The organism is Sulfitobacter noctilucicola, assembly GCF_000622385.1.
Lineage (GTDB): Bacteria > Pseudomonadota > Alphaproteobacteria > Rhodobacterales > Rhodobacteraceae > Sulfitobacter > Sulfitobacter noctilucicola.
Genome location: NZ_JASD01000008.1, coordinates 307,925 through 329,117 on the forward strand (window position 1 = coordinate 307,925; position 21,193 = coordinate 329,117).

Below are 21,193 nucleotides of genomic sequence, written 5' to 3' on the forward strand. Positions count from 1 at the left end.
GCGCTTACATTTGCATTTTAGAGATCGGGTATCGCCAATGCGAGCCAGAGGATCACAATCGGAGGGCACCTTGATGCCAACCAGCCAGCCCATTCCGACCCTCGACGACGTCGCGCGCAGTGCAGGCGTATCGACGGCGACAGTTTCGCGTTGCTTGAACACCCCCGGTCAGGTTGCAAAGCCCACCATGGAACGGGTGATGAAAGCCGTAGAGGTGCTTGGGTACACACCGAACTTCGGCGCACGCAGCATGGCGTCGAAACGAACGCATACCATTGGTGCTATTATTCCAACGATGGAAAATGCCATCTTCGCCCGTGGCTTACAGGCATTTCAGGAGGAGCTGCACAAGCTCGGCTATACGCTTTTGGTATCAAGCACAGGGTACCGTCCTGAGGTCGAGGAAGAGCAGGTTCGGGCCTTGGTGTCGCGGGGTGCTGATGCGCTCTTGCTGATCGGCTTTGACCGGTCACCGGAGACTTATGCCTACCTTGGAAAACGGAATGTTCCGGCGCTGGTGTCATGGGCCTATGCACCAGATCACAGCCTGCCCTCCATCGGCTTTGACAACCGCACATCAATGCAAGAGCTGGCCCAGCATGTTATATCGCTTGGACATCGCGATATCGCTGTCATTACCGCGGTCCTGCGCGGCAACGATCGCGCTGCTTTGCGGCTGGCCGGTATCCGCGACGCGATGGAACAGTCCGGCCATGCCTTCGGCGACCTGAGGGTGATTGAAACACCTTATGGTATCTCGCACGGAGAACGGGCGCTTGACCAGCTGATGGATGGCGGAAACAGACCTACGGTTATCATGTGCGGCAACGATGTTCTGGCGGCCGGTGCCCTGAAACGCGCGAAAGAACGTGGCTTGGGTGTACCCAAGGATCTGTCGATCACTGGCTTTGATGATATCGAGCTGGCCCGCATTGTCACCCCTGCCCTCACCACCGTACACGTCCCTCACCGCGAAATGGGCCGCAAGGCTGCACAGGAGTTGGTTAGTATTCTGGAGAAACGTGGAGCGGGTCATTCCGTCGCGTTGGAGACCAAGTTGATGATCCGGGACTCGCTTAGTCTTCCTTCGCGCTAGCTGTAATGAAGGAAGCGCAAAGATTGCGTGAACCGAAACTCTATCTTTCGATGACCTTAGATGGACCACACATAGCCGATACGCGGCGGGTGCGATCAGATTAGGGCGCTTTACCCGACACCGTCGCGCGCCCCAAGTGATCAATCAAAAAATCCATGAAAACCCGAACCTTGGCGGAGACAACATTGCTTTTGGGATAGATCAGCCAAATTGCCGGTTTACTTGCCATCTCATAGTCGGGAAGAACACGCGCCAGCGTCCCATCCACAAGCTCTTTTCGCACCGCCCAGAGTGAATTGATTGAAATGCCAGCACCCTGGAGCGTGGTCAGTTTTTGCGTCAGGCCATCGTTGAGGACCAGGCAATGTGCTGCACGCTTGGGGTCGTACAGTGCTTGATCGCCAGCATACGATACAAGCGTCCTTGGTTCTACGTCATTGAAGGCGATCAACCTATGCTGCGCAAGGTCATCGGGATGATCAGGCGTGCCGTACCGCTCAAGATACGCCGGTGACGCGCACAGGATGCGCGTATCGTCGGCCAGTTTTCGTGCGGTAAGGCTGCTGTCAGCAAGGACCGAATTGCGCAGGGCGAGATCGTAACTCCCCTCAATCAGATCAAATTGAGAATCCGATAGATGCAAGTCGAGCCGTAGATCAGGATACTTGTCCATGAATTCGGGCAATAAAGGAGCGATATAGAGTTGTGCGAAGGTGCTGGGTGCCGCAAAGCGCAAGGTTCCGCCGATCTTCGTCCGGCCTTTGCCAAGGGCGGCGAGCGCGGCCTCTTCCTGAGCAATCATTTCACGGGCATAGGGCAGAAAGTCCTGCCCCTCTAATGAAAGGGATACCTTGCGGGTAGAGCGGTGTAGCAAATCAGCCCCGACAAGGTTTTCCAGCTTTGCGATACGGGTGCTTGCCACCGCAGGTGCCATGCCGAGCGTACGGCCAGCCGCGCTGATGTTCAGTGTCTCACTGGCGAGAACAAAGAGGCGAAGACTTTGAATGTCCATATCATTTACTTTTTCGGAATACTGAAATCGAAAGTAGCGAGTTTATATATATTCTGAAAGTGATAATTTGGAGAGGTAGACGGCAAAGGAGCGCCCGATGGCACAAACAGCGACAGTGAACTACCATGTCCACAAACCCGAACGGCAAGCATTTGAACTTGATGCAGGCGGGATTGTCGGCAACCTGATTTCGCCCGAGCTTGCCCCCACACAAGTGGCGGTTCGCGACATGCGAAAAGCTTTAACAGCCCCGGCGTTTGAAAATGACTCTGTCGCCTTTGCAACGTCCCCGACTGCTGTATCCACCTTTGAGACAGGAAGTAACTGGCAGGAAATCTATAACAAGGAACTGACCAAGCTTCTGACAAACCAGATCGGCGCGAAGGAGGTTATCATCTTTGATCATACGGTGCGTGTAGATGAACCAGACGCAGTTCGATCACCAGCCCGCAATGTCCATAGCGACTACAGTGAAAACGGGGCCAAGCAACGTTTGATTGACATTTTGGGGGAGGAAAAGGCCGCAGATTGGTCCGAAGGGCACTTTGCTTTCATCAACGTCTGGCGGCCTGTGGGCGCACCGATCAACTCCTCACCTTTGGGATTTATCCGCCCGACCAGTGCCTCCGAACGAGACTGGATTTTGCTTGATCTGATATATCCGGATCGGAAAGGCCAGATTCTGGGGATCGCAGCAAACCCTGACCATGAATGGCTCTATATGTCCAAGATGCGCCCCGATGAGGTAGCTTTGTTCAATATTTTCGACAATCGCGGCCTGCCACCTATCGCCCACAGCGCCCTTGACATGGTTGAGGACCCCAACGTTCACACAGTGCGCCGTAGCATCGAAAGCCGGACTTTGGTCCGCTACGCGGCCTAACGCCCCACGCGGGTTAAACAAAGAAAGACCATGCGATGACCAAGACCATTCTTATCACAGGTGCCACCGACGGTATCGGCCTTCTAACTGCACAAACCCTCGCTGCTGAGGGGCACACCATTCTTCTTCATGGCCGCAGCGAAAAGAAGCTGGAAGCCGCGGCGCAGGCCGTTGGCGGGAAGACAGAGAAATATCTGGCCGATCTTTCGAACATGTCAGATGTGAATGCGCTCGCCCATGCCATCCGCGCGAAGCACAGCCATATTGATGTGGTGGTGAACAACGCCGGCATCTTGAAGGCACCAGATACTGTGACGAAGGACGGACATGATATCCGCTTCATGGTGAACACCATCGCGCCCTATGCGCTGACGCAGAGCCTTTTGCCAATCATTGCGAAAGAAGGTCGTGTCGTGAACCTGTCCTCGGCCGCACAAGCCCCCGTCGATCTGGAAGCCCTGAGCGGGCGCAAGAAGCTGAACGACATGGAAGCTTATGCGCAAAGCAAGCTGGCGATCACGATCTGGTCGCGCGAATTGGCCAAGCAACTGCCTGATGGCCCCGCTATAATCGCGGTTAATCCGGGGTCTTTGCTCGCCTCCAAGATGGTCAAAGAGGGCTTTGGTGTTGCTGGAAATGACCTGAACATCGGTGCGAATATTCTGCGAGAAGCAGCTTTAGGAGAGACCTTCGCAAAGGCCAGCGGCAAGTACTTCGACAATGACAGCGGACAGTTCGCTCAACCACATGCAGCCGCACTTGATCCCGATCACAGCGCCGCTGTGATGCAGGGCATCAAGGATGCACTCAACCAACTTCGCTAGACCAACAATGCCAGCCTGATGCAAACCCCATTATATTCAAAACCGGAATACTGAACTTAATAATCGGTCAATTTACCGCACTTTCAAACAGTATATCTACGTGTCAGCAAACATTCCTGAGGAACAGTACAATGAAAGCTATGACAATTACCGCCTACGGCGAGAACGCGAAATTCGAAGCCGCTGATCTGCCCAAACCAGTCGCAACGCCGGGACATGTCGTGATCCGCATTGCCGCAAGCAGCGTTAATACTGTCGACACGATGATCCGCTCAATGGGCTCCGACCTGCCCTTGTCCCCCGCGCTGCCTGCAGTTTTGGGTATGGATTTCGCCGGTGTGATTGAAGCCGTTGGCCAAGGCGTGACCGGATTTGCCGTGGGCGACGAAGTCTATGGCTGCGCAGGTGGACTGGCCGATATCCAAGGGGCGCTGGCGGAGTACATGCTTGCCGATGCCAGATTGATTGCACACAAGCCAAAATCCATCACGATGCGTGAAGCGGCGGCGATGCCTTTGGTCGGGATCACCGCTTACGAGGGGCTTGAACGCGCTGGTGTCACCGCCGGTCAGAAGGTTCTGGTACAAGGTGGCGCAGGTGGTGTTGGTCACCTTGCCCTGCAACTGGCCAAGCACTTTGGTGCCGAGGTATACGGCACCGGCACAGGCGACGGTCAGATGGAAGTCATCAAAGGTTATGGTGCAACACCGATTGATTTCGCCGCTGAAAAAATCGCTGATTATGTTGCGAAATACACAGGCGGCGCAGGGTTCGATCTGATCTTTGATACTGTCGGTGGGGCGAACATGACCAACTCTTTCGAGGCGGCCGCCCTCAATGCGCAGATCGCGTCGACAGTCGGGCTTTTGGAAATAGATCTGTCGCCAGCACACTTCAAAGGCCTGTCACTGCATATCGTGTTCATGCTTTTGCCAATGCTGAGCAACATCGGGCGCGAGAGGCATGGCGCAATCCTGGCCAAACTGGCAAAGATTGTGGATGCTGGCGCGTTAAAGCCTTTGCTGGATGAAAAGGCATTTGGTCTCGACAACGTTGCTGGTGCCTATGACCACCTGACAAGTGGTAAGGCCATCGGCAAGGTCGTTATCGACATCTGACCACGATCAAACATGTTAACGCACGGTTGCCGGAAGAAATTTTACCGGCAGCCGCCTTACCAGCATCCGCCCAGACCAAAAAAATGGCCGAAACTTGCCCCAGTTATGACGGATTGACGCGATACTCCCCGTCCAATCCAATGTCTAAGGGGCTGACCGTGGTTGATGTAAGCGTTGCCGAGGAAACCAGAAATTACCGAACACCTTTGCAAGCAGGCGAGGTCAAATACCTGTCTGTGGCCCTTGTGGCGTTCATCGCCGTGGTTGTTTTGTCAGCAATTCGGAATCAGGCCATCGACTGGATGAGCTTTCTTCCCGGCTACGGCTATGCACTCGGACTGCTCGCGATCGGCCTCTATATACGTGTCTTCAAAGCTGCCGAACGGATTGCGGCACTGACGGTCGCCCTGTCGGGCTATGCCTTGTTTGGATTGTCCATGGGCATCGTCTTTCACATATACATGCCGCGGCCTGAACCCGTTCTGGATGACCTTCTGCTCGGGTTTGACCACCTCTTTGGCTACCACTGGCCCGACGCTGTTGAGTGGTTAGCGAGCAATTATGCATGGTTTGGTCGGGTTCTGAGTCACGTCTATCTGAGTTCGTTTGCTCAACTGATTTTGGTCATCGTTGTTCTTGGTGCGACCGGTCGAAACGATAAGCTTAATCAGCTGCTGCTTACAGGCATGTTCGGTTTGTTTATCACCTTTGTCGTCTGGCAGATTTTCCCAAACTTCAGCATGGGTATCCACTATCCGATCCCGGCCGAAGCAGAGCAGGCAATCAGGTTGGTGACCAACACGGCTTACGGAGAGATGCTGAAAGACGCGGCGCTGAACGGCATTCCACTGATTTCTAACGAGACGATGATGGGTGTTGTTGCCTTTCCATCTTATCACACGGTCATGACCTGCCTCACGGTGTGGTTTCTGTATCGCACCGTTGCTTTTTGGCCCGCCCTGATGCTGAACATTCTGATGGTTCCCGCCATCCACATCCATGGCGCGCATCACATTCTGGACTTCGTTGGTGGCATAATCGTCTTTTTCGCGGCTCTTTGGGTGTCCAAGGCGTACTTGATGATGGAGCTGAAGGGTAACAAGCTGGCGTCGGCGAGCGAAAGCTAACTCTCTATTGCGATAGAAGCGATCCCTATCAGAAGGGTCGTTCAGGTGCGGATGCGCTGATGTCTGCGCACGCTGCTCAGGTCTTGTTGCATCAATTCAAGCATTACCTTTCCGCTCTCTATCGGCATCTGACCTCTGGCCCGACCCATCGGGACAGCAAGACCAATGCGCGCCTTAGAAACAGTAACGCGGGATACCGCAAACTGTCTCCATTCATGCCATATTTCTGCCGTAGAAACCTGAAAATACCATCGCACTAGATGGGAGTAGTGGTATGAAACTGATCGTCCAAATTCCGGCGCTGAACGAAGAAGAGACGCTTGCCGAGGCGATTGCAGCAATCCCCCGTAAAATTGCGGGTGTCACTTCCGTCGAAGTGCTGGTGATTGATGACGGCTCTACTGACAAAACGGTTGAGGTCGCACGGCAAGCCGGTGCAGATCATGTTCTTCAGATGAGCAGCCACGTCGGCCTCGCGCGGTCCTTTCTGTCGGGCATCGAAGAATGTCTCGCGCTTGGCGCAGACATCATTGTGAACACCGATGCGGACAACCAATACTGTGCCGATGATATTCCCGCGCTGATCGCCCCGGTGATCGAACGCCGCGCACAAATTGTTGTCGGTGCCCGCCCGATCACCGAGATCGAGAGCTTTTCACCGATCAAGAAGGCGTTGCAGCGGCTCGGCAGCTGGGTCGTTCGCCTTGCCAGCGGAACAGATATTCCCGACGCACCAAGCGGTTTCCGTGCCTATGGCAGAGATGCGGCAGCCCGACTTTGCGTAGTGAATACCTATACATATACACTCGAAACAATCATTCAGGCCGGACGCAAGCGCATCCCGATGACCTCGGTTCCGGTTCGGGTGAACACAGTGACCCGCCCCTCGCGCCTGTTCACCGGCATCCGGCAATACATCACGCGGTCGATCAAGACGATCCTGAGAGTGTTCGTCATCTATGCACCCTTGCGCTTTTTCCTGACACTTGCCGCAATCTTTGCCCTTCCCGGAATCGCGGGCATTGGACGTTTCCTGTTCTATTACGTGACGGATGGGGGCGCAGGTCACATCCAGTCTCTTGTTCTTTCGGGCGTGCTTCTTGCGATGGCAACAATCCTGTTTGCGGTTGGTATCCTCGCAGACCTGATCGCGGCCAACCGGAGCCTTCTTGAGGACATTCGCGCGCGGGAGCTGTTGCGTGGACCCATTCGCGCACCACACGCAAAGAGCGTTATCCGACCGGTCGAGTTTGCAGATGCGTCCTGATGCGACTCTGACATATCCCACCTATTCTGCGGACCACATTCAGGGGCGCGACCTTGTCCGTCACGTTGTGCGGGCTGCGATCTTTTGTGCTTTTGCGGTAATGGTGGTGATGTCGTGGACGCGGAACATCAATTGGGATGAGTTCTATTTTCTGTCCCACGTGCATGCCAACCTTGATGGTCGGTTGGACCGGCCACTCCAAACCGTTTTCGTACATGGCTTCGGCTGGCTTTCATGGCTGTCGGGCCATGAAGTAGACCAGATTGCCGCAGCACGGCTGGCGATGATGGCGTTCTTTGCTGGAACCTGTTTCTCGCTTCACCGGATCGCTGCCGCGCTCACTGACGATGCGGCCGCTGATATTGCGGTTCTCGCCTTTGTAACATCCGGTTTCGCCATCGCGCATGGCGCAAGTTTTCGCGCCGATCCCATGGCGGCAGGCTTGCTGATGGGTGCTACCGCGCTGATGATGACCACCCGTATGGGATTGGTTCAAACACTTGTATCCGCACTGCTTTGCGCCCTCGCCCTTCTTGTTACAGTGAAATCCGCACTATACCTGCCCGTCTTTGTAGGTGTGCTTTTGTGGCGGTGGTCGGATCGGGGTGTGGTTCTGCGATGCCTTGGAGCGGCTGTGCTGGCCGTTGTTATCGCGGCGCTTCTCTTTGTCTGGCACGCGTCGACCATCAACGTGGCCGAGGGTGCCGATGCGGGTAGCAACCTGAGCGAAGCGGCAAAGGTAACGCTGGGCGGAAGCGGGTTCTTGCCGCGTTGGCCCGAAGTATCACTTTGGTTGATGTTCAGCATGGGCGGCGTTCTATTGGCAGTGGCGGGCCTTTGCGCGACAACCGACAACCGCCTGCGCGCAGTTTTCGCACTTTTCGCGCTGCCGCTTCTTTCGGTGGTTATATACCGCAACGCTTTTCCGTATTTCTTTCCATTCGCTGTGCCCCCTTTGATGATTGCTGTGGCACTCGGCGCTTATCATCTGCGCGGCACGCTGCTGTTCAAACTGGCGCTTGTGCTGATGCTGGCAAGTGGCATCATCCAGTCACAACGCGCCATTTCAGAGGGCAACGCCGCCCAGCGCGCGACCATCGCAGAAGTACGCAGGATTTTTCCTCAGCCGGTTTCCTACCTCGACCAGAACGGCATGCTTTCCAGCTTTGAACGTCACGGTTTTTTCATGTCGACATGGGGCATCGCGACTTACCGCGCTGCGGGCAAGCCGGTAATCAAGGACTTGATCGAACGTCACCAGCCGCCATTGTTGCTGACAAACCGCGCCGAACTGCACGCGGCAATGCGACCGGAGGCTGCCGATGTCCGCTTTCTGGGCCTGCTGCCCGAAGATGGCGCGACCTTGCGCAAATCTTATGTGCATCATGCTGGCGTGATCTGGATTGCCGGGCAGGACATCATCCTCACTGATGGTTCTGCGACTGCACAAATGCCATTTGCGGGGCTTTACCGCCTCGAAAGTGCCGCTCCGGTATCTGTTGACGGGGTTAATGCCTCAAACGGCGATGTCTTGGCACTTGGCGCGAGCCCTATCAAAATCGAAGGCTCTAAAGGCGCGGCAGTGCGACTAATCTGGAACACTGACGCGGACCTTTACGAAACGCAGTTGCCTGAAACGGGTCTATATGCTGGATTCTGGCGGCTATGACGCAGATCGTAGCACCTTCCCTTTCGCATACGGCATCTTTTGCCAATTCCGCCGTGCGGGACGCCGCTGCGGAACGACCGCTGCGCGTTGTTCTGTGGGGAACCTATGATGTGGGTAAGCCGCGCACGCGCATCCTGCGCGACGGGCTGACGGAAATCGGCGTTGAGGTAACGGAGATTCACGCGGATGTCTGGTCGTCTGACGCGGATAAAAGCCAACTGAGCCGAACTCGCATGATCTGGCGCTTGTTTCAGCTCTTGATTGCCTATCCCGCGCTCATCTACCGCTATCTTCGCGCACCTGCTCATGACCTCGTGATCGTGCCTTATATGGGCCAGTTCGATGTGATCGTTTTGTGGCCTTTCGCGAAATTGCGCGGGCGGCCCGTGGTGCTTGATCTGTTCTTATCCCTTTATGACACGATCGTGAATGACCGCCGAATGGTCAAGCATGACACCCTCATTGCGCGCTGTCTGAAACGGGTCGAGCGGCTTTCCTGCCGTTCGGCTGATCGCGTTCTTCTGGATACCCAGACGCACGCTAATCGTATCGCGACACTGTTTGATCTTGACCCCGCAACTGTCGATGCCGTGCCTGTAGGGGCTGAACCCGGGGCATTTTCCAATGTGCCACCGCGGCGTCCGCATGATGGACCAACACGCATCCTGTTCTACGGCCAGCTTATTCCCCTGCATGGGGTCGAGACGATCATGCAAGCCGCACTATCAGAGCGCGGTCGCCAGTATGACTGGCACATCATCGGCAGTGGTCAGGACCAATCCACCGTGGCCGAGGCGCTGGAGGCCGGTGACTGTGCTCATGTGACGTGGGATCGTTGGGTGCCCTATGCGGATTTGGCGCTGGCGATTGAAAAGGCGGATATCTGCCTTGGGATCTTTGGCACGTCGGACAAAGCAGCTTCGGTCGTGCCGAACAAAGTCTATCAAAGCCTCTTTGCAAAGCGGTCCGTTATCACCCGCGACACACCTGCAATGCACGAGATTTTTTCGCAATCGGACCCGGCACTCAAACTTGTCCCTGCAGCTGATCCTGCAGCACTTCTTGATGCGGTCGCCGAGCTGGAAAAGGACGGCTTTCCAGCCATTTTTCCTGAACTTCTGGAGAGTGCCCAACCCGCCCGGATCGCAGAAAATCTATGCGAAAAACTAGTACCATTGGTCAAAAGGACCTGAAATATGTCGATGACAGAGCAAACAACACATAGCATTCCGGTTCCTTCATCAGTTGTTGTGCAGCACCCGCATTTCGGGCCTGCTATGCCAAATCTGAACTGGGTGCCTGCCCCCCGCTATCTGATGCGTCGCGATCTTCTCTTGCGTATTTTTGCCCGTCAGACGCCGGGACATATCCTCGAAATTGGTTGCGGGGCCGGTTCCTTGCTGTGCGATCTGTCGGAGCAAGGTTTTACCTCTTTGGGTGTTGATCAATCTCCATCAGCGCTGGCGCTCGCGCGGACACTGGCAGCTGAAAACGAGAACATCGAAATCGCGGCAACGACAGCTGATGCCGAAGCTGAAAGTTTTGACTATCTTACTGCCTTTGAGGTGCTTGAGCACATCGAGGACGACCACGCGGCACTTGCGGACTGGTCTCGCTACTTGCGGCCTGAAGGCACGCTAGTTTTCTCTGTCCCCGCGCATCCGTCCCGTTGGAATGCCGCTGATGAATGGGCCGGCCACTTCCGACGCTACACGCGCGACGATTTGCACGCCCTCGCCAAAGGCGCTGGCTATGAGGTGACGGAAATCCAGAGCTACGGCTTCCCGATTGCCAATGCGATGGAGAAACTGGGGGCGCGCCTGTATGCCCGTCAATCTGCCGGTGCCGACCGCGCAGACATGGACAAACTGCGCCGCACCGAAGAGAGCGGCAGCGACCGCAAATTGCTCACAAAACTCTGGCCAATCTACAGTTTCTGGCCACTCGCCCTCACCTTTCGGGCTATGCTGTCCTTCCAGCGGCTCTTTGCGAAAGGGGATCGAGGGATCGGGTACATTGTTGTTGCCCGCAAAACCTGACCATGGGACGTCTGATCCGCATCATAGGAACGATATTGGCCCTGACATGTCTTGGGTATCTCGTTGTTCAGCGTGCGCCCAAGCTCCCACCGCTTGAACTGTCGTCGCCTGTTCTGTGGGCAGCACTTGCGGTTTCACTCTTTTGCTACGTGCTTTCTCAATGCGCGGCCGCGGAGGCGTGGCGGTCTATTCTGTCCCTCTGGGCCGTAAGGATCGCGCCAAAGCTTGCCTGGGGTCAAACGATGGTGTCGCAGATTGGGAAGTATATTCCCGGAAACGTCGCCCATCTCTTTGGCCGAGTGGTCATTGCACGGCGCGACGGCGTTGCCAGTAGCGTCCTTGCCGCCTCTATGGTGCTGGAAGTTGCGGTTACACTTGGCGTCGGTCTCGCAGTGGCGGGCGTGCTCTTTATCGTGGAGCCCGATGCCATTCCAAATCTTGCGGCGACATATCCGGATTTCGGCGCTCAACTTTTGCCCGTTTTGTTCGCGGTTGTTGTGGCGATCGGTGTCGGGGCTGGTGTCATTGTTCTAAAGTCGCGGCTGCAATCGCTGGGCGTGAAAAGGCCATCGGTTTCTGACCTAGTCCGCCCTCTTGCCCTGCATCTCGCCAGCTTTGTCATTCTGGGTGTCTCCCTTTGGGCGGCAGCGCTTGCAATCGCACCTGACTTTACCCCCGACCTTGTGACCTGCACGTTGATCTTTGCGCTTGCCTGGGCGGCCGGGTTTATCGTGCCCGGTGCGCCGGGCGGTATCGGGATCCGTGACAGTATTATCGTGCTGGGCCTTGCCGTCTCTATGGGTGAAGGATCAGGGCTCGCGGTCGCACTTCTCCATCGGGCGATTTCGATCTGTGGCGATGTGATTACTTTTGCCATCGGATGGAATATGCGCCGTGTCGGAGAGGATAAAACTCCTTCGATTAATGCCGCATGCACGCCAGTACCCACCGACTGAGGAGGTATTAGCCATTCCAGATCGTGATCGGCCACTATCGGGTTCGCGCGAACTCTTGTCTAAAAGAACGCTAGTCCCGACGTTTCTCCAGCAGCAAGGATGCCAAACCCAGCAGAGCTGAAACGACGATCAGCAGTAAAGATACTGCATTCAATACTGGGGTCGATCCTAACTTGAGCCGGTCGAACATCGTGATTGTAAGCGGTGCATCAGAACCGACCAGCATCAGTGTGGTGTTGAAATTCTCGAAGCTCATCAAGACAGCGACAACGCCTGCTGCTCCCATCGCAGGGTAGAGAAACGGGAGGGTGATCGCGCGTATCGCGCCCCACTTTGTAGCGCCAAGGTTCAAAGCCGCTTCTTCCAGAGCGGGATCGAACTTTTGCAGTCGGGCAGAAATGACGAGCGTTGCAAATGTGGTGATGAACGAGAACTGCCCCAGCACCACCAAAATCAGACCGGGTCGCAGACCATCGAACCACAGGCCCGTCGCGTCTTCCAGATTGTTGGCAACCGATGAGGTGAAGACCAGTATCGAGATGCCAAGAATAATTCCCGGAATGATCAAGGGCAGCAACATCAGAATATAAAGAAAACCTTTACCCCGGAATTCGTGACGCACAAACAAGAACGCATTGCAGGTGCCGACCGCGACAGACAGCACAGAAACCCAGAATGCAACGATGCCCGAAGTTACGATAGAACGCAGGATCGGACGCTCGTGAAAGACCCCGATGTAAGGCGCTTCATCACCAAAAAACCACGCCCAAGTAAATCCTTCCCATGGTAGCGAGGGAAAGACTGAATCGTTGAAGGCAAAAACGCAGACGGTAATCAGCGGCAGCGCAAGAAAAATAAAAAACAGCGCGACATAGGCCCTGTAAGTCCACTTGAATGTGGTGCTTTGAGGAATGCCGATAATCATGACTGCGCCATGGTCTTGCCCAAGGATTGGCCGGTCAGTTTCAAACCGACAAAGACGATGAGCGAAGACAACCCAAGCAGCAAAAAGCCGAAGGCCGAACCCAACTCCCAGTTAAAGCGGGTGATGAACTGGCTGTAAATAAGACCTGTGAACCAAAGGCTGTCTTTGCCGCCCAGCAGGATCGGGGTCAGATAATTGCCTAACGACAGCATGAAGACCACGATGCAGCCCGACACGATGCCGGGCATTGCATGTGGAATAACGATCTCGCGCAGGATTGCCACGCTGCTGGCACCCAGATCATATCCCGCCTCGATCAGACTGTCGTCAAGGCTGTCCAATGTCGTGACCAGCGGCACCACCATGAACAGCATGGACGTGTAAACCAGACCCACCATGATCGCCGCATCGTTATAAAGCATTTCGACCGGCGCATCGGCCAAACCGATATATTGAAGCACATTGGAAAATACGCCCGTTTCGCGCAGCAGGATCATCCATCCGAAGGTACGGACAAGCTCGCTTACCCAGAAAGGGATCAGACACATCAGGAACAGCGTGGTCTTGCTGCGGCCTCGGGTCAATTTCGCGATGTAGTAGGCGATGGGAAAGCCGATCAGCAATGTCAGAACCGTCGCAGATATCGACATATAGGCGGTACGCGCAAAAGTGTTCCAATAGAGCGGTTCGTTGAAGAAAACCGCATAGTTTGCAAAGCTGGTTTCGTACTCGCGCACCCCGACTTTTTCGCGCAGGGACACAATGAACATCCCCACATGTGGCAGGATGATCAGCGTCACCAGCCACAGCAAAAGCGGGGCAAGGAGCAGATAAAAGGTGAGTTTCGAGCGATCAGCCAAGGGAATAAACCCGTGTCTGCTCCGGTTCCCATTGATAATGCACCGTGTCACCTTGTGTCAGATCACGGAATTCTCCGGTTTGCGGCAGGGCAACGCTGATCTCTGAACCGCTTTGACCATCACGCAAAAGCACCTGTGAATTCGCGCCGTTAAAAAGCACGCTTTGCACAAGCCCCTCGCCCCCGTTTACAGCAGTGCCCCCTTCATCGCGCGAAAGTCGCACGGCTTCGGGCCGGACAAACACCTCCGCCTTGTCGCCCCTGGACAGACCTTTTGCTGCTGCGATTGCCTTTACCGGTCTACCCTGTTCGGTCCGCAGCGTGAGCAGGCTGCCACTCACGTCCTCGACCGTGGCGGCAATTTTGTTCGCCTCCCCCACAAAACCTGCGACAAACGCAGTTTGAGGCTCGTAATAGAGATCCTTTGCCGAGCCCACTTGTTCAAAGACACCGTGGTTCATCACCGCAATTTGATCTGACATCACCAAGGCCTCTGACTGATCATGAGTGATGTAGACAAAGGTTGTGTTGAACTCGGATTGCAGCTGCTTCAGCTCGATCTTCATATGCTCGCGCAACTTCAGATCCAAAGCGCCGAGGGGTTCATCCAGCAGCAACACGTCCGGTTCCAGAATCATGCAGCGCGCAATTGCGACCCGCTGCTTTTGCCCCCCGGACAGCGAACTAACGGCCCGATCAGCCACACCGCCAAGGCCGACACGCTGCAGAACCCGTTCGACCTGTTTCTTTATGTCTGTCTTGTTCACGCCGCGTTGGCGCAGCCCGAAACCTACGTTGGCCCCGATGTTCATCATCGGAAAAAGGGCAAGGTGCTGAAACACCATAGACACCGGTCGTTGATTTGGTGGCACATCCACGACCGAGCGCCCCTTGATCAACAGATCACCCCCCGAAGGTTTCTGGAAACCAGCGATCATGCGCAAAAGCGTCGTCTTACCACAGCCAGATGGCCCGAGAATCGAGAAAAACTTGCCCTGCGGCACGCTAAAACTGACGTTGTCCACGGCCTTGAAATTATCGAAATTCTTCGAGATTTCACGACATTCAAGGTCGGGTGTTTCATGCATGCGCGGGGCCTTTAATTAAAACGGGAAGCGCGGCAACCGCGCTTCCCTTTCATCACGTCAGAACCGATTAGTTGGCCGCGTTGATCCGGTCAAGTGCAGCACCTTCCAGTGCCTCAAGGCCCGCCGGAACGGTTGGGTACCACTTGATGTTGTCGATGGCTTCCTGTGGAAAGCTGGCCTGATACTTGGCTTTCAGGGCATCATCGACGTTCGCATCACCACCCTGAGATGCCGTGAAGTTTCCGGCTGATGAAGTGATCATCGCCGCAACTTCCGGCTTCATCACGAAGTTGATCCACGCATAAGCCGCATCATCGGCCCGACCGCGTGCCGGCAGAACGAATGTATCAATCCATCCCAGTGCGCCGGAAGCCGGTGCGACAAATGTGATGTCCTTGTTATCGTCGTTTAGCTGCCAGCCGCCGGTATCCCAAGCCATTGAGGCTACGACCTCGCCCGAACGCAGCAGGTTTTTCAACTCGTCGCCGCCATCCCAGTAGGTTTTTACGTTGGGCTTACACTCGACCAGCTTGGCCTCGACCTTGTCGAGGATATCTTTGTAGGCAGCCTCGTCACCGTAGGCCGCAAAGGGGTCAAGCCCCATGGAATAAGCAAAGCCAATCAGGGTCGGGCGTTTCAAACGATAGGACACTTTACCCGCGACACTATCGCCGCACAGGTCGGTATAGTCCTTCACATCACCGGCCATCGCGGTGTTCACGACCAGACCGGAAGTACCCCAGACATGCGGGACGGCATAGACTTCGCCTTCAACCGTCGTATTGCCTTTTGTGGCCTCCAGCATTGAAGGAATGAACAGGCTTGCGTCGATCTTGGACATATCCAGCGGCTTGTAGATACCGAATTCGGCTTGCGGGCCCGCGATGCGGTCCTGGCTCGGCTGGGCAAGGTCAAAGCCCCCGCCGTTCGTCGCCCGCAGCTTGGCAATCATCTCTTCGTTGTTGGATTTGGTCACTTCGACGGTGTGGCCCGTTTCCTCTTCAAACATCGCGATGACATCTTCTGGCGCGTAGCCGCCCCAAGTCAACAACCGCAGCGTATCCGCTTGCGCTTGTGAGCAAATCGCCAATGCGGCAACGGTCGATAGAAATAGCTTCATGGGTGTTTCTCCAGTTTATGCCGACGCGGTCTGGCCGCGACGGACTCCCCTGTCCGTAGTCAGTTCGTATGACACTTCTGTGACATCGGACGTTGTTGTTGCCGCGAGATCAACACCGTCTGCCGCCTATGTCAAAGAATATCCTTAGGGAGACGGCGGTTATAGTGATGGGAGGAGCTCATTGACTTCGAATTCTAAAGTCGGGCACGCCGCAATGAAGCGGCTAACGGGTTATCTGTTGTAACCAAATTACGAAAAATGGCTACCCTGATAGAATGCACTGCGAAAAATCGAGGCAAACACCACAATCGAAATATAAAAGGCCGCCCAAAGCGACTCGATAAAATCGTTAAGATAAGTGAAGGTGGCGGACCGAGGAGGATTTACACCCACACCACAAAGCATTGTTTTATATAAATGAATTTCTTTCATAATTTGTCACACCGATGCACTGTCTTTCACGGCTTCAGCAATCAACCGGCAAGACGCGGAACGAAGGGGGCGTTCGCCGCAGTGTCGCCGATGTCTGTCTGGAACAACCCAGCCAAGAACCCGGAGCTCGATTATATCCGTTTGATTAGAAAATGACCTCAAAGACTTGTGCGTCGAGCAAAAAAACCGTTCTTTGCGTCCGTGCCCATACTGGAATTATGAAAGAACGAAGATGACACGGATTGTTTCGTTTTCAGGATCCGGCCTTGACCTGGGTGCTCTACATTGCGCCATGCTTGCCGCGTTTTCTGACTATGTCGTTCCTTTGCAACCAGATGCGGACACGTTCAAAGCGGCGCTGAGTTCCAGAGGTTTTGACCCCGAGGCGTCCTTCGTTGCCGTTGACAATGATGAAGTCATCGGGTTCTGGAACGTCGCGACGCGGAACACCAAAAGGTATCTGATAGGCAGCGGAACACGGATCGAGCACAGAGGCCGCGGATTAGCGTCTCGTTTGGGTATGGCGGCGATATGTGTGGCCGAGAATGCTGGAATCAAGAGCTTTTGGCTTGAGGTTATCGAGGGCAACACAGGCGCTGAACGTCTCTATCGGAAGCTGGGATTTGATGTGACCAGAAAGCTCGACTGCTATCGGCTTGATCATCCATCTCCTGATCGGTCCTCATGCGAATTGTCGGATTTTGACACCGTGGCCAATGTCATTCAGCGGTATTCGACCTGGGAGCCAACTTGGCAAAACGCCACGGAATGCCTTTACGGCGCGCAGCTGACATCTTTCTTACATGAAGAAGGCGGCGTCATCGTCGGCGCAGGTGGCCTCGTGCATCAGATTGCCGCCAGCGAACCCTCGGCTTTGGAAGACCTCCTCGCTGCGGCAGCCACAGTCGGCTCGCTGACATTGGTCAATGTCGATACCGCTGACAACGTCTTGTGTTCTCTTGTGCAGAAGCTTGGGGCTCATCGTTTTATCGTTCAGTCTGAAATGCGCCTGTCGTTGCCAAAAGTCTTCTAGAGGTCCTTCGAGCCCGGTGCCGCATCAAGCAGTTTGGGCTCTTCTGAAACCTTCGCCACAAAGTATACGAACGGCCGTTCTAGGAACGGATGCCGTTTGCTGAGGAGCCCTTGAACTGGTAAAACGCAGGCCCAGCCGACATCCTGGTACTTTCAACCAACGACTGCTTCCAAAATAACGCTATCGCGGCGCAAAGAACATCGGGCCGTTTGCTGACATACTCTGCTAAGGGTAGATGGCAGTGGCTTGATTGGCTTCGCCGACATTTATTCGTAGCCAAAGTAAGCGATCAGGCTTGACCGGTAACATGTAAAATTTCGAATATTGGTATCGATCAGGCGTTAGGGGATCCTTGAATGCAGCCGTCAAAATAAATTCTAAGCATTCGGTTCTAATTCACAATAGATGGGGTCAGAACGTGATCAGCGGGCTAAAGGTATCGTTAACTTGATTGACGCGCCCGATGTACCTTCCAGAAGTTCCAAACGCCCGTCATGATTTTGCATCACTCTACTGGCGATCGGCAAGCCCAATCCACTGCCCGGCCCTCCGCCCGCTTGGGAAAAGCGGCTGAGCGCTTCAATGTGCCGATCTACGGGGATGCCGATGCCATCATCACTAACAATTAAAACTGCATTCGATCCGTCCGCCGACAAATCAAGTGTAATCTGTGTCAGGTCTGGCCCGCCATGAGTGATTGAATTGGTAAGCAGGTTCAGCACAGCTTCTTGCAGCATGATGGTATCTGCGGTGACGATTACATTCTCTGTCGGAAGGGCATAGATCAGCTCGACGCTACTCTGCGGGTTTTGCTGACTGAAAACAGTCCCGACGTAGCGGACAAAGGCACCCAGTTCGACGGGCAAACCTGAACGAAGAATATCTGCACCACTCGCGCGTTCGAATGACAAAAGTTTGTTCGTCAGATCACTGGCCTCTTTTGCCGCAAGAAGGAGTTCAGCACTGCGCCTTTGCGCGGCTTTCGCCGTTGGTGCGTTCTCAACAGCTTCAGCGAGCGCGAGCACGCCCGCAACGGGGTTCCGAAGTTGGTGCGCGGCGTTAGAGATGAATTCATCTTTGGAACTGATCCTTCGCGAAATGCGGTCGAGCAAAGCATTGAGCGTACTCACGAGCCCCTGCGCTTCTACAGGCACAGCACGGCGGATGGGCTTAAGCTCGGTTGGGCTTCGTTCTGCGATGGCGCGTTCGAGATCAAGCAGGGGGCGCAGTCCCAGCCCGACGCCAAACCAGACCACCACAGCGACACAAAGCACAAGCAGTGTAATCACGGCAAAGGAGCGTGACAGGACATCGCGCACAAAGCTGCTGCGAACCTGCGCGCTTTGCCAGACTGTGATACTGAAAACACCCGCCACACCACTGACCACGGTACTGTCGCGATAGCGCAATACGCGCACGTTTTCACTTTGATAGGTGCTGTTGTAATACTGAGGGTCGGTTGGCCCATCGCGCAAGGCGCTTGGCAGAACCGGCGGCGTTGAGTAACCGGTCACAAACACCCCGTCAGGCGCATAAACATGGTAGAAGATAGGCCCGCCGGACGTGTCGTTTAAAAGCCGCTGCGTAGAGGGGCTGATCGCGTCGCCATCCGACAAGGCCACATCGCGTGAGATTGCAAGCGCTGCGGACAAGAGACCGCGGTCGAAAATGTTTTCAGCCCGGTCTGTCGTTGTATCGAATTGCCACGCAGCAGCGATAAGAGAGATGACCAGAAGCGGCGGTAGAATGATCAAGGTAAGCCGCGCGCGCAGGGACTTTAGCTTCATTGTCATGTCTCGGCTGACATCTGGTACCCGAGACCGCGCCGCGTACGGATCGTGATCCCGTATTGTTTCAGGCGGCTGCGCAAGCGCGAAACATAGACTTCGACAACAGTCTCTTCGACATCGGCCCCCACGCCATAGACATGATCCAGAACGGCGGTTTTTGAAACCGTGCGCCCTTCCACCGCTAAGAGACATTCAAAGACAGACATCTCGCGGCGCGGTAGGTCTATTTCGGTCTGACCGTCGAACAACTGCCGCGCAGCAGGGTCAAACTGCAACGCGCCGAAAGTGCGTAACTGTTGCTGGGGGATATCACGCCTGCGCAACAGGGCCCGCACACGCGCCTCCAGCTCTGCCATCTCGAACGGTTTGATCAGGTAATCGTCCGCCCCCGCATCAAGGCCCGTCACCCGATCTTCTGTATCCGCTCGCGCGGTAAGTAGGATCACCGGTCTGGTATCGCCCCGCCCGCGCATTTGCTTGAGCAGCGACAGCCCGTCCTGACCTGGCAGATTGATATCAAGGATAACCAAATCAGCCTGATCACGGGCCAGATACCCCTCCGCTGCGCTGCCGTCATGCAGCACATCTACAGCATGGCCAGCGTCCTCAAGACGGTAGTTAATACCCTTTGCAAGGCTGACGTTATCCTCGACCAGTGTGATCCGCACGTTGAATGAATCCCGATAATGCAAGTCTGGTGCAAGGTTCGCAGGTCAAAAGGCATACATCAACCGGGGGCGGACACCCCCGGAACGATTCGAAATTGGCCCCTTTGGGAGAAGGGGCATGCAAAACCGGGAGGAATATATGTCCATTTTCAAAACCACGCGCCGCGTGGCCGTGAGCCTTGTCGCTGCGGCTGCTGCAACATTTGGTCTGCAAGCGAATGCTGGCGGTCATGGCATCGATCTGACGGGCAAAACCGTTGAATGGATCATTCCATTCTCCGAGACTGGCGGCTCCGCTAAATGGGCCAACTTCTATGCGCCACTGCTTTCCGAAGCGTTGCCAGGCCAGCCGACTGTTGTTGTAAAGTTCATGCCAGGTGCGGGCTCGACCAAGGGTGCCAACTTTTTCCAAGAGCAGTCTTATGAGGACGGCACGCTGATCTTCGGTTCTTCAGGCTCGACCCAGTTCCCTTATCTGTTGGGCGATCCACGGGTGAAATTCGAATACGCTGACTGGAACGTTGTTCTTGCCTCCGGCACTGGCGGCGTGGCCTATTTGCCGCCAGATCTGGCAGAGAAGATGGACGGCCTAGACGCCTCCGGTCTGCAAGACACTGATTTCATCTATGGCAACCAAGGGGCCACACGCCTTGATCTGGTCCCGACACTGGCATGGGAAATGCTGGGCCTGAACGTCGAAAGCGTCATGGGCATCAAGGGTCGCGGTGACGGCCGTTTGATGTTTGAGCGTGGCGAAGCCAACATCGACTATCAGACGTCTTCTTCCTACCTGTCTGGCGTAACGCCATTGGTCGAAGCGGGCACTGCTGTCCCGATGATGACCTGGGGTGCCTTGGATGATGCGGGCAACATCGTGCGTGACCCCACATTCCCGGACACACCGACGTTCAAGGAAGTCTGTGATGCCACCGAAGGATGCGAGACCTCTGGCGAGAAGTGGGAGGCGTGGAAAGCGTTCTTTATTGCAGGTTTCCCTGCACAAAAGATGGTGTTCCTGCCACAGGGTGCGACCGCTGACGCAATGGCAACCTACACTGCTGCTTTCGAGGCGATCAAGGCACGCCCTGATTTCGCTGAAATCTCAGGTAAGCGTTTGGGCAAATACCCCCAGATGACCGGTGCCGCGGCTGAAACGGCCAAAGCGAGCGCGACCAAAGTGTCCCCCGAAGCCAAAGCGTTCATCGTGAACTGGCTGCAGGAAAAATACGGCGTTTCGCTGAACTAAACTTTCCTTTTTGAGCGCCCCGCCCGCAGGGGTGGGGCGTT

Annotated in this window: 19 protein-coding genes; 12 read left to right on the forward strand and 7 right to left on the reverse strand. The window is 55.3% G+C overall.

What is annotated here, in order from left to right; translation table 11 throughout:
- Window positions 1–73 precede the first annotated feature (73 nt).
- On the forward strand, window positions 74–1,096 hold the full coding sequence (locus Z946_RS0105035; RefSeq protein WP_025054645.1) for a LacI family DNA-binding transcriptional regulator: 1,023 nt from the start codon (window positions 74–76) through the stop codon (window positions 1,094–1,096).
- 100 nt (window positions 1,097–1,196) lie between these two features.
- On the opposite strand, the gene Z946_RS0105040 is transcribed toward Z946_RS0105035, so the two are convergent.
- Window positions 1,197–2,108 carry a LysR family transcriptional regulator gene (locus tag Z946_RS0105040; RefSeq protein ID WP_025054646.1) on the reverse strand — a complete coding sequence of 304 codons (912 nt, stop codon included), beginning with the start codon at window positions 2,106–2,108 and terminating at the stop codon, window positions 1,197–1,199.
- Between the two features lie 97 nt (window positions 2,109–2,205).
- Here Z946_RS0105040 and Z946_RS0105045 point away from each other — a divergent pair, with 97 nt between their 5' ends.
- From Z946_RS0105045 to Z946_RS0105085, 9 genes are all read left to right on the forward strand, one after another.
- A complete protein-coding gene (locus tag Z946_RS0105045; protein ID WP_025054647.1) occupies window positions 2,206–2,991 on the forward strand; it encodes a CmcJ/NvfI family oxidoreductase in 786 nt (261 codons plus the stop codon).
- Window positions 2,992–3,026: 35 nt separating this feature from the next.
- Complete coding sequence (locus tag Z946_RS0105050; protein WP_025054648.1) at window positions 3,027–3,815, forward strand: SDR family NAD(P)-dependent oxidoreductase; 789 nt, start codon at window positions 3,027–3,029, stop codon at window positions 3,813–3,815.
- Window positions 3,816–3,946: 131 nt separating this feature from the next.
- Window positions 3,947–4,933 carry a zinc-dependent alcohol dehydrogenase family protein gene (locus Z946_RS0105055; RefSeq protein WP_025054649.1) on the forward strand — a complete coding sequence of 329 codons (987 nt, stop codon included), beginning with the start codon at window positions 3,947–3,949 and terminating at the stop codon, window positions 4,931–4,933.
- Between the two features lie 140 nt (window positions 4,934–5,073).
- On the forward strand, window positions 5,074–6,060 hold the full coding sequence (locus Z946_RS0105060) for a phosphatase PAP2 family protein (protein WP_025054650.1): 987 nt from the start codon (window positions 5,074–5,076) through the stop codon (window positions 6,058–6,060).
- Window positions 6,061–6,334: 274 nt separating this feature from the next.
- The gene (locus Z946_RS0105065; protein WP_025054651.1) at window positions 6,335–7,327 is read left to right on the forward strand and encodes a glycosyltransferase family 2 protein; all 993 of its coding nucleotides are present in this window, start codon (window positions 6,335–6,337) and stop codon (window positions 7,325–7,327) included.
- On the forward strand, window positions 7,317–8,996 hold the full coding sequence (locus tag Z946_RS0105070) for a hypothetical protein (RefSeq protein WP_025054652.1): 1,680 nt from the start codon (window positions 7,317–7,319) through the stop codon (window positions 8,994–8,996). The genes Z946_RS0105065 and Z946_RS0105070 overlap by 11 nt, the downstream gene beginning before the upstream one ends.
- Complete coding sequence (locus tag Z946_RS0105075) at window positions 8,993–10,189, forward strand: glycosyltransferase (RefSeq protein WP_025054653.1); 1,197 nt, start codon at window positions 8,993–8,995, stop codon at window positions 10,187–10,189. The genes Z946_RS0105070 and Z946_RS0105075 overlap by 4 nt, the downstream gene beginning before the upstream one ends.
- Before the next feature lie 3 nt (window positions 10,190–10,192).
- Window positions 10,193–11,035, forward strand: a complete 843-nt coding sequence (locus Z946_RS0105080) for a class I SAM-dependent methyltransferase (RefSeq protein ID WP_025054654.1) — start codon at window positions 10,193–10,195, stop codon at window positions 11,033–11,035.
- A 2-nt stretch (window positions 11,036–11,037) separates the two neighbouring features.
- Window positions 11,038–11,991 carry a lysylphosphatidylglycerol synthase transmembrane domain-containing protein gene (locus Z946_RS0105085; RefSeq protein ID WP_025054655.1) on the forward strand — a complete coding sequence of 318 codons (954 nt, stop codon included), beginning with the start codon at window positions 11,038–11,040 and terminating at the stop codon, window positions 11,989–11,991.
- Between the two features lie 70 nt (window positions 11,992–12,061).
- On the opposite strand, the gene Z946_RS0105090 is transcribed toward Z946_RS0105085, so the two are convergent.
- From Z946_RS0105090 to Z946_RS0105105, 4 genes are all read right to left on the reverse strand, one after another.
- Window positions 12,062–12,916, reverse strand: a complete 855-nt coding sequence (locus tag Z946_RS0105090; protein ID WP_025054656.1) for an ABC transporter permease — start codon at window positions 12,914–12,916, stop codon at window positions 12,062–12,064.
- Entirely contained in the window at window positions 12,913–13,776 is an 864-nt protein-coding gene (locus tag Z946_RS0105095; protein WP_025054657.1) for an ABC transporter permease, read from the reverse strand. The genes Z946_RS0105090 and Z946_RS0105095 overlap by 4 nt, the downstream gene beginning before the upstream one ends.
- Window positions 13,769–14,863: an ABC transporter ATP-binding protein gene (locus Z946_RS0105100; RefSeq protein WP_025054658.1), complete on the reverse strand. Its 1,095-nt coding sequence runs from the start codon at window positions 14,861–14,863 to the stop codon at window positions 13,769–13,771. The genes Z946_RS0105095 and Z946_RS0105100 overlap by 8 nt, the downstream gene beginning before the upstream one ends.
- 67 nt (window positions 14,864–14,930) lie before the next feature.
- Window positions 14,931–15,983, reverse strand: a complete 1,053-nt coding sequence (locus tag Z946_RS0105105; protein WP_025054659.1) for an extracellular solute-binding protein — start codon at window positions 15,981–15,983, stop codon at window positions 14,931–14,933.
- 664 nt (window positions 15,984–16,647) lie between these two features.
- Between Z946_RS0105105 and Z946_RS0105115 the strand changes: the two genes are divergently transcribed.
- Window positions 16,648–17,448: a GNAT family N-acetyltransferase gene (locus Z946_RS0105115; protein WP_025054661.1), complete on the forward strand. Its 801-nt coding sequence runs from the start codon at window positions 16,648–16,650 to the stop codon at window positions 17,446–17,448.
- 422 nt (window positions 17,449–17,870) lie between these two features.
- Here Z946_RS0105115 and Z946_RS0105120 read toward each other — a convergent pair whose 3' ends face one another.
- A complete protein-coding gene (locus tag Z946_RS0105120; RefSeq protein WP_081780781.1) occupies window positions 17,871–19,241 on the reverse strand; it encodes a sensor histidine kinase in 1,371 nt (456 codons plus the stop codon).
- Window positions 19,238–19,906, reverse strand: coding sequence for a response regulator transcription factor (locus Z946_RS0105125; RefSeq protein WP_025054663.1), 669 nt, complete (start codon window positions 19,904–19,906; stop codon window positions 19,238–19,240). Before Z946_RS0105125 ends, Z946_RS0105120 begins: the two co-directional genes overlap by 4 nt.
- 139 nt (window positions 19,907–20,045) lie before the next feature.
- Between Z946_RS0105125 and Z946_RS0105130 the strand changes: the two genes are divergently transcribed.
- Complete coding sequence (locus Z946_RS0105130) at window positions 20,046–21,152, forward strand: type 2 periplasmic-binding domain-containing protein (RefSeq protein WP_037969406.1); 1,107 nt, start codon at window positions 20,046–20,048, stop codon at window positions 21,150–21,152.
- Window positions 21,153–21,193: the final 41 nt, after the last annotated feature.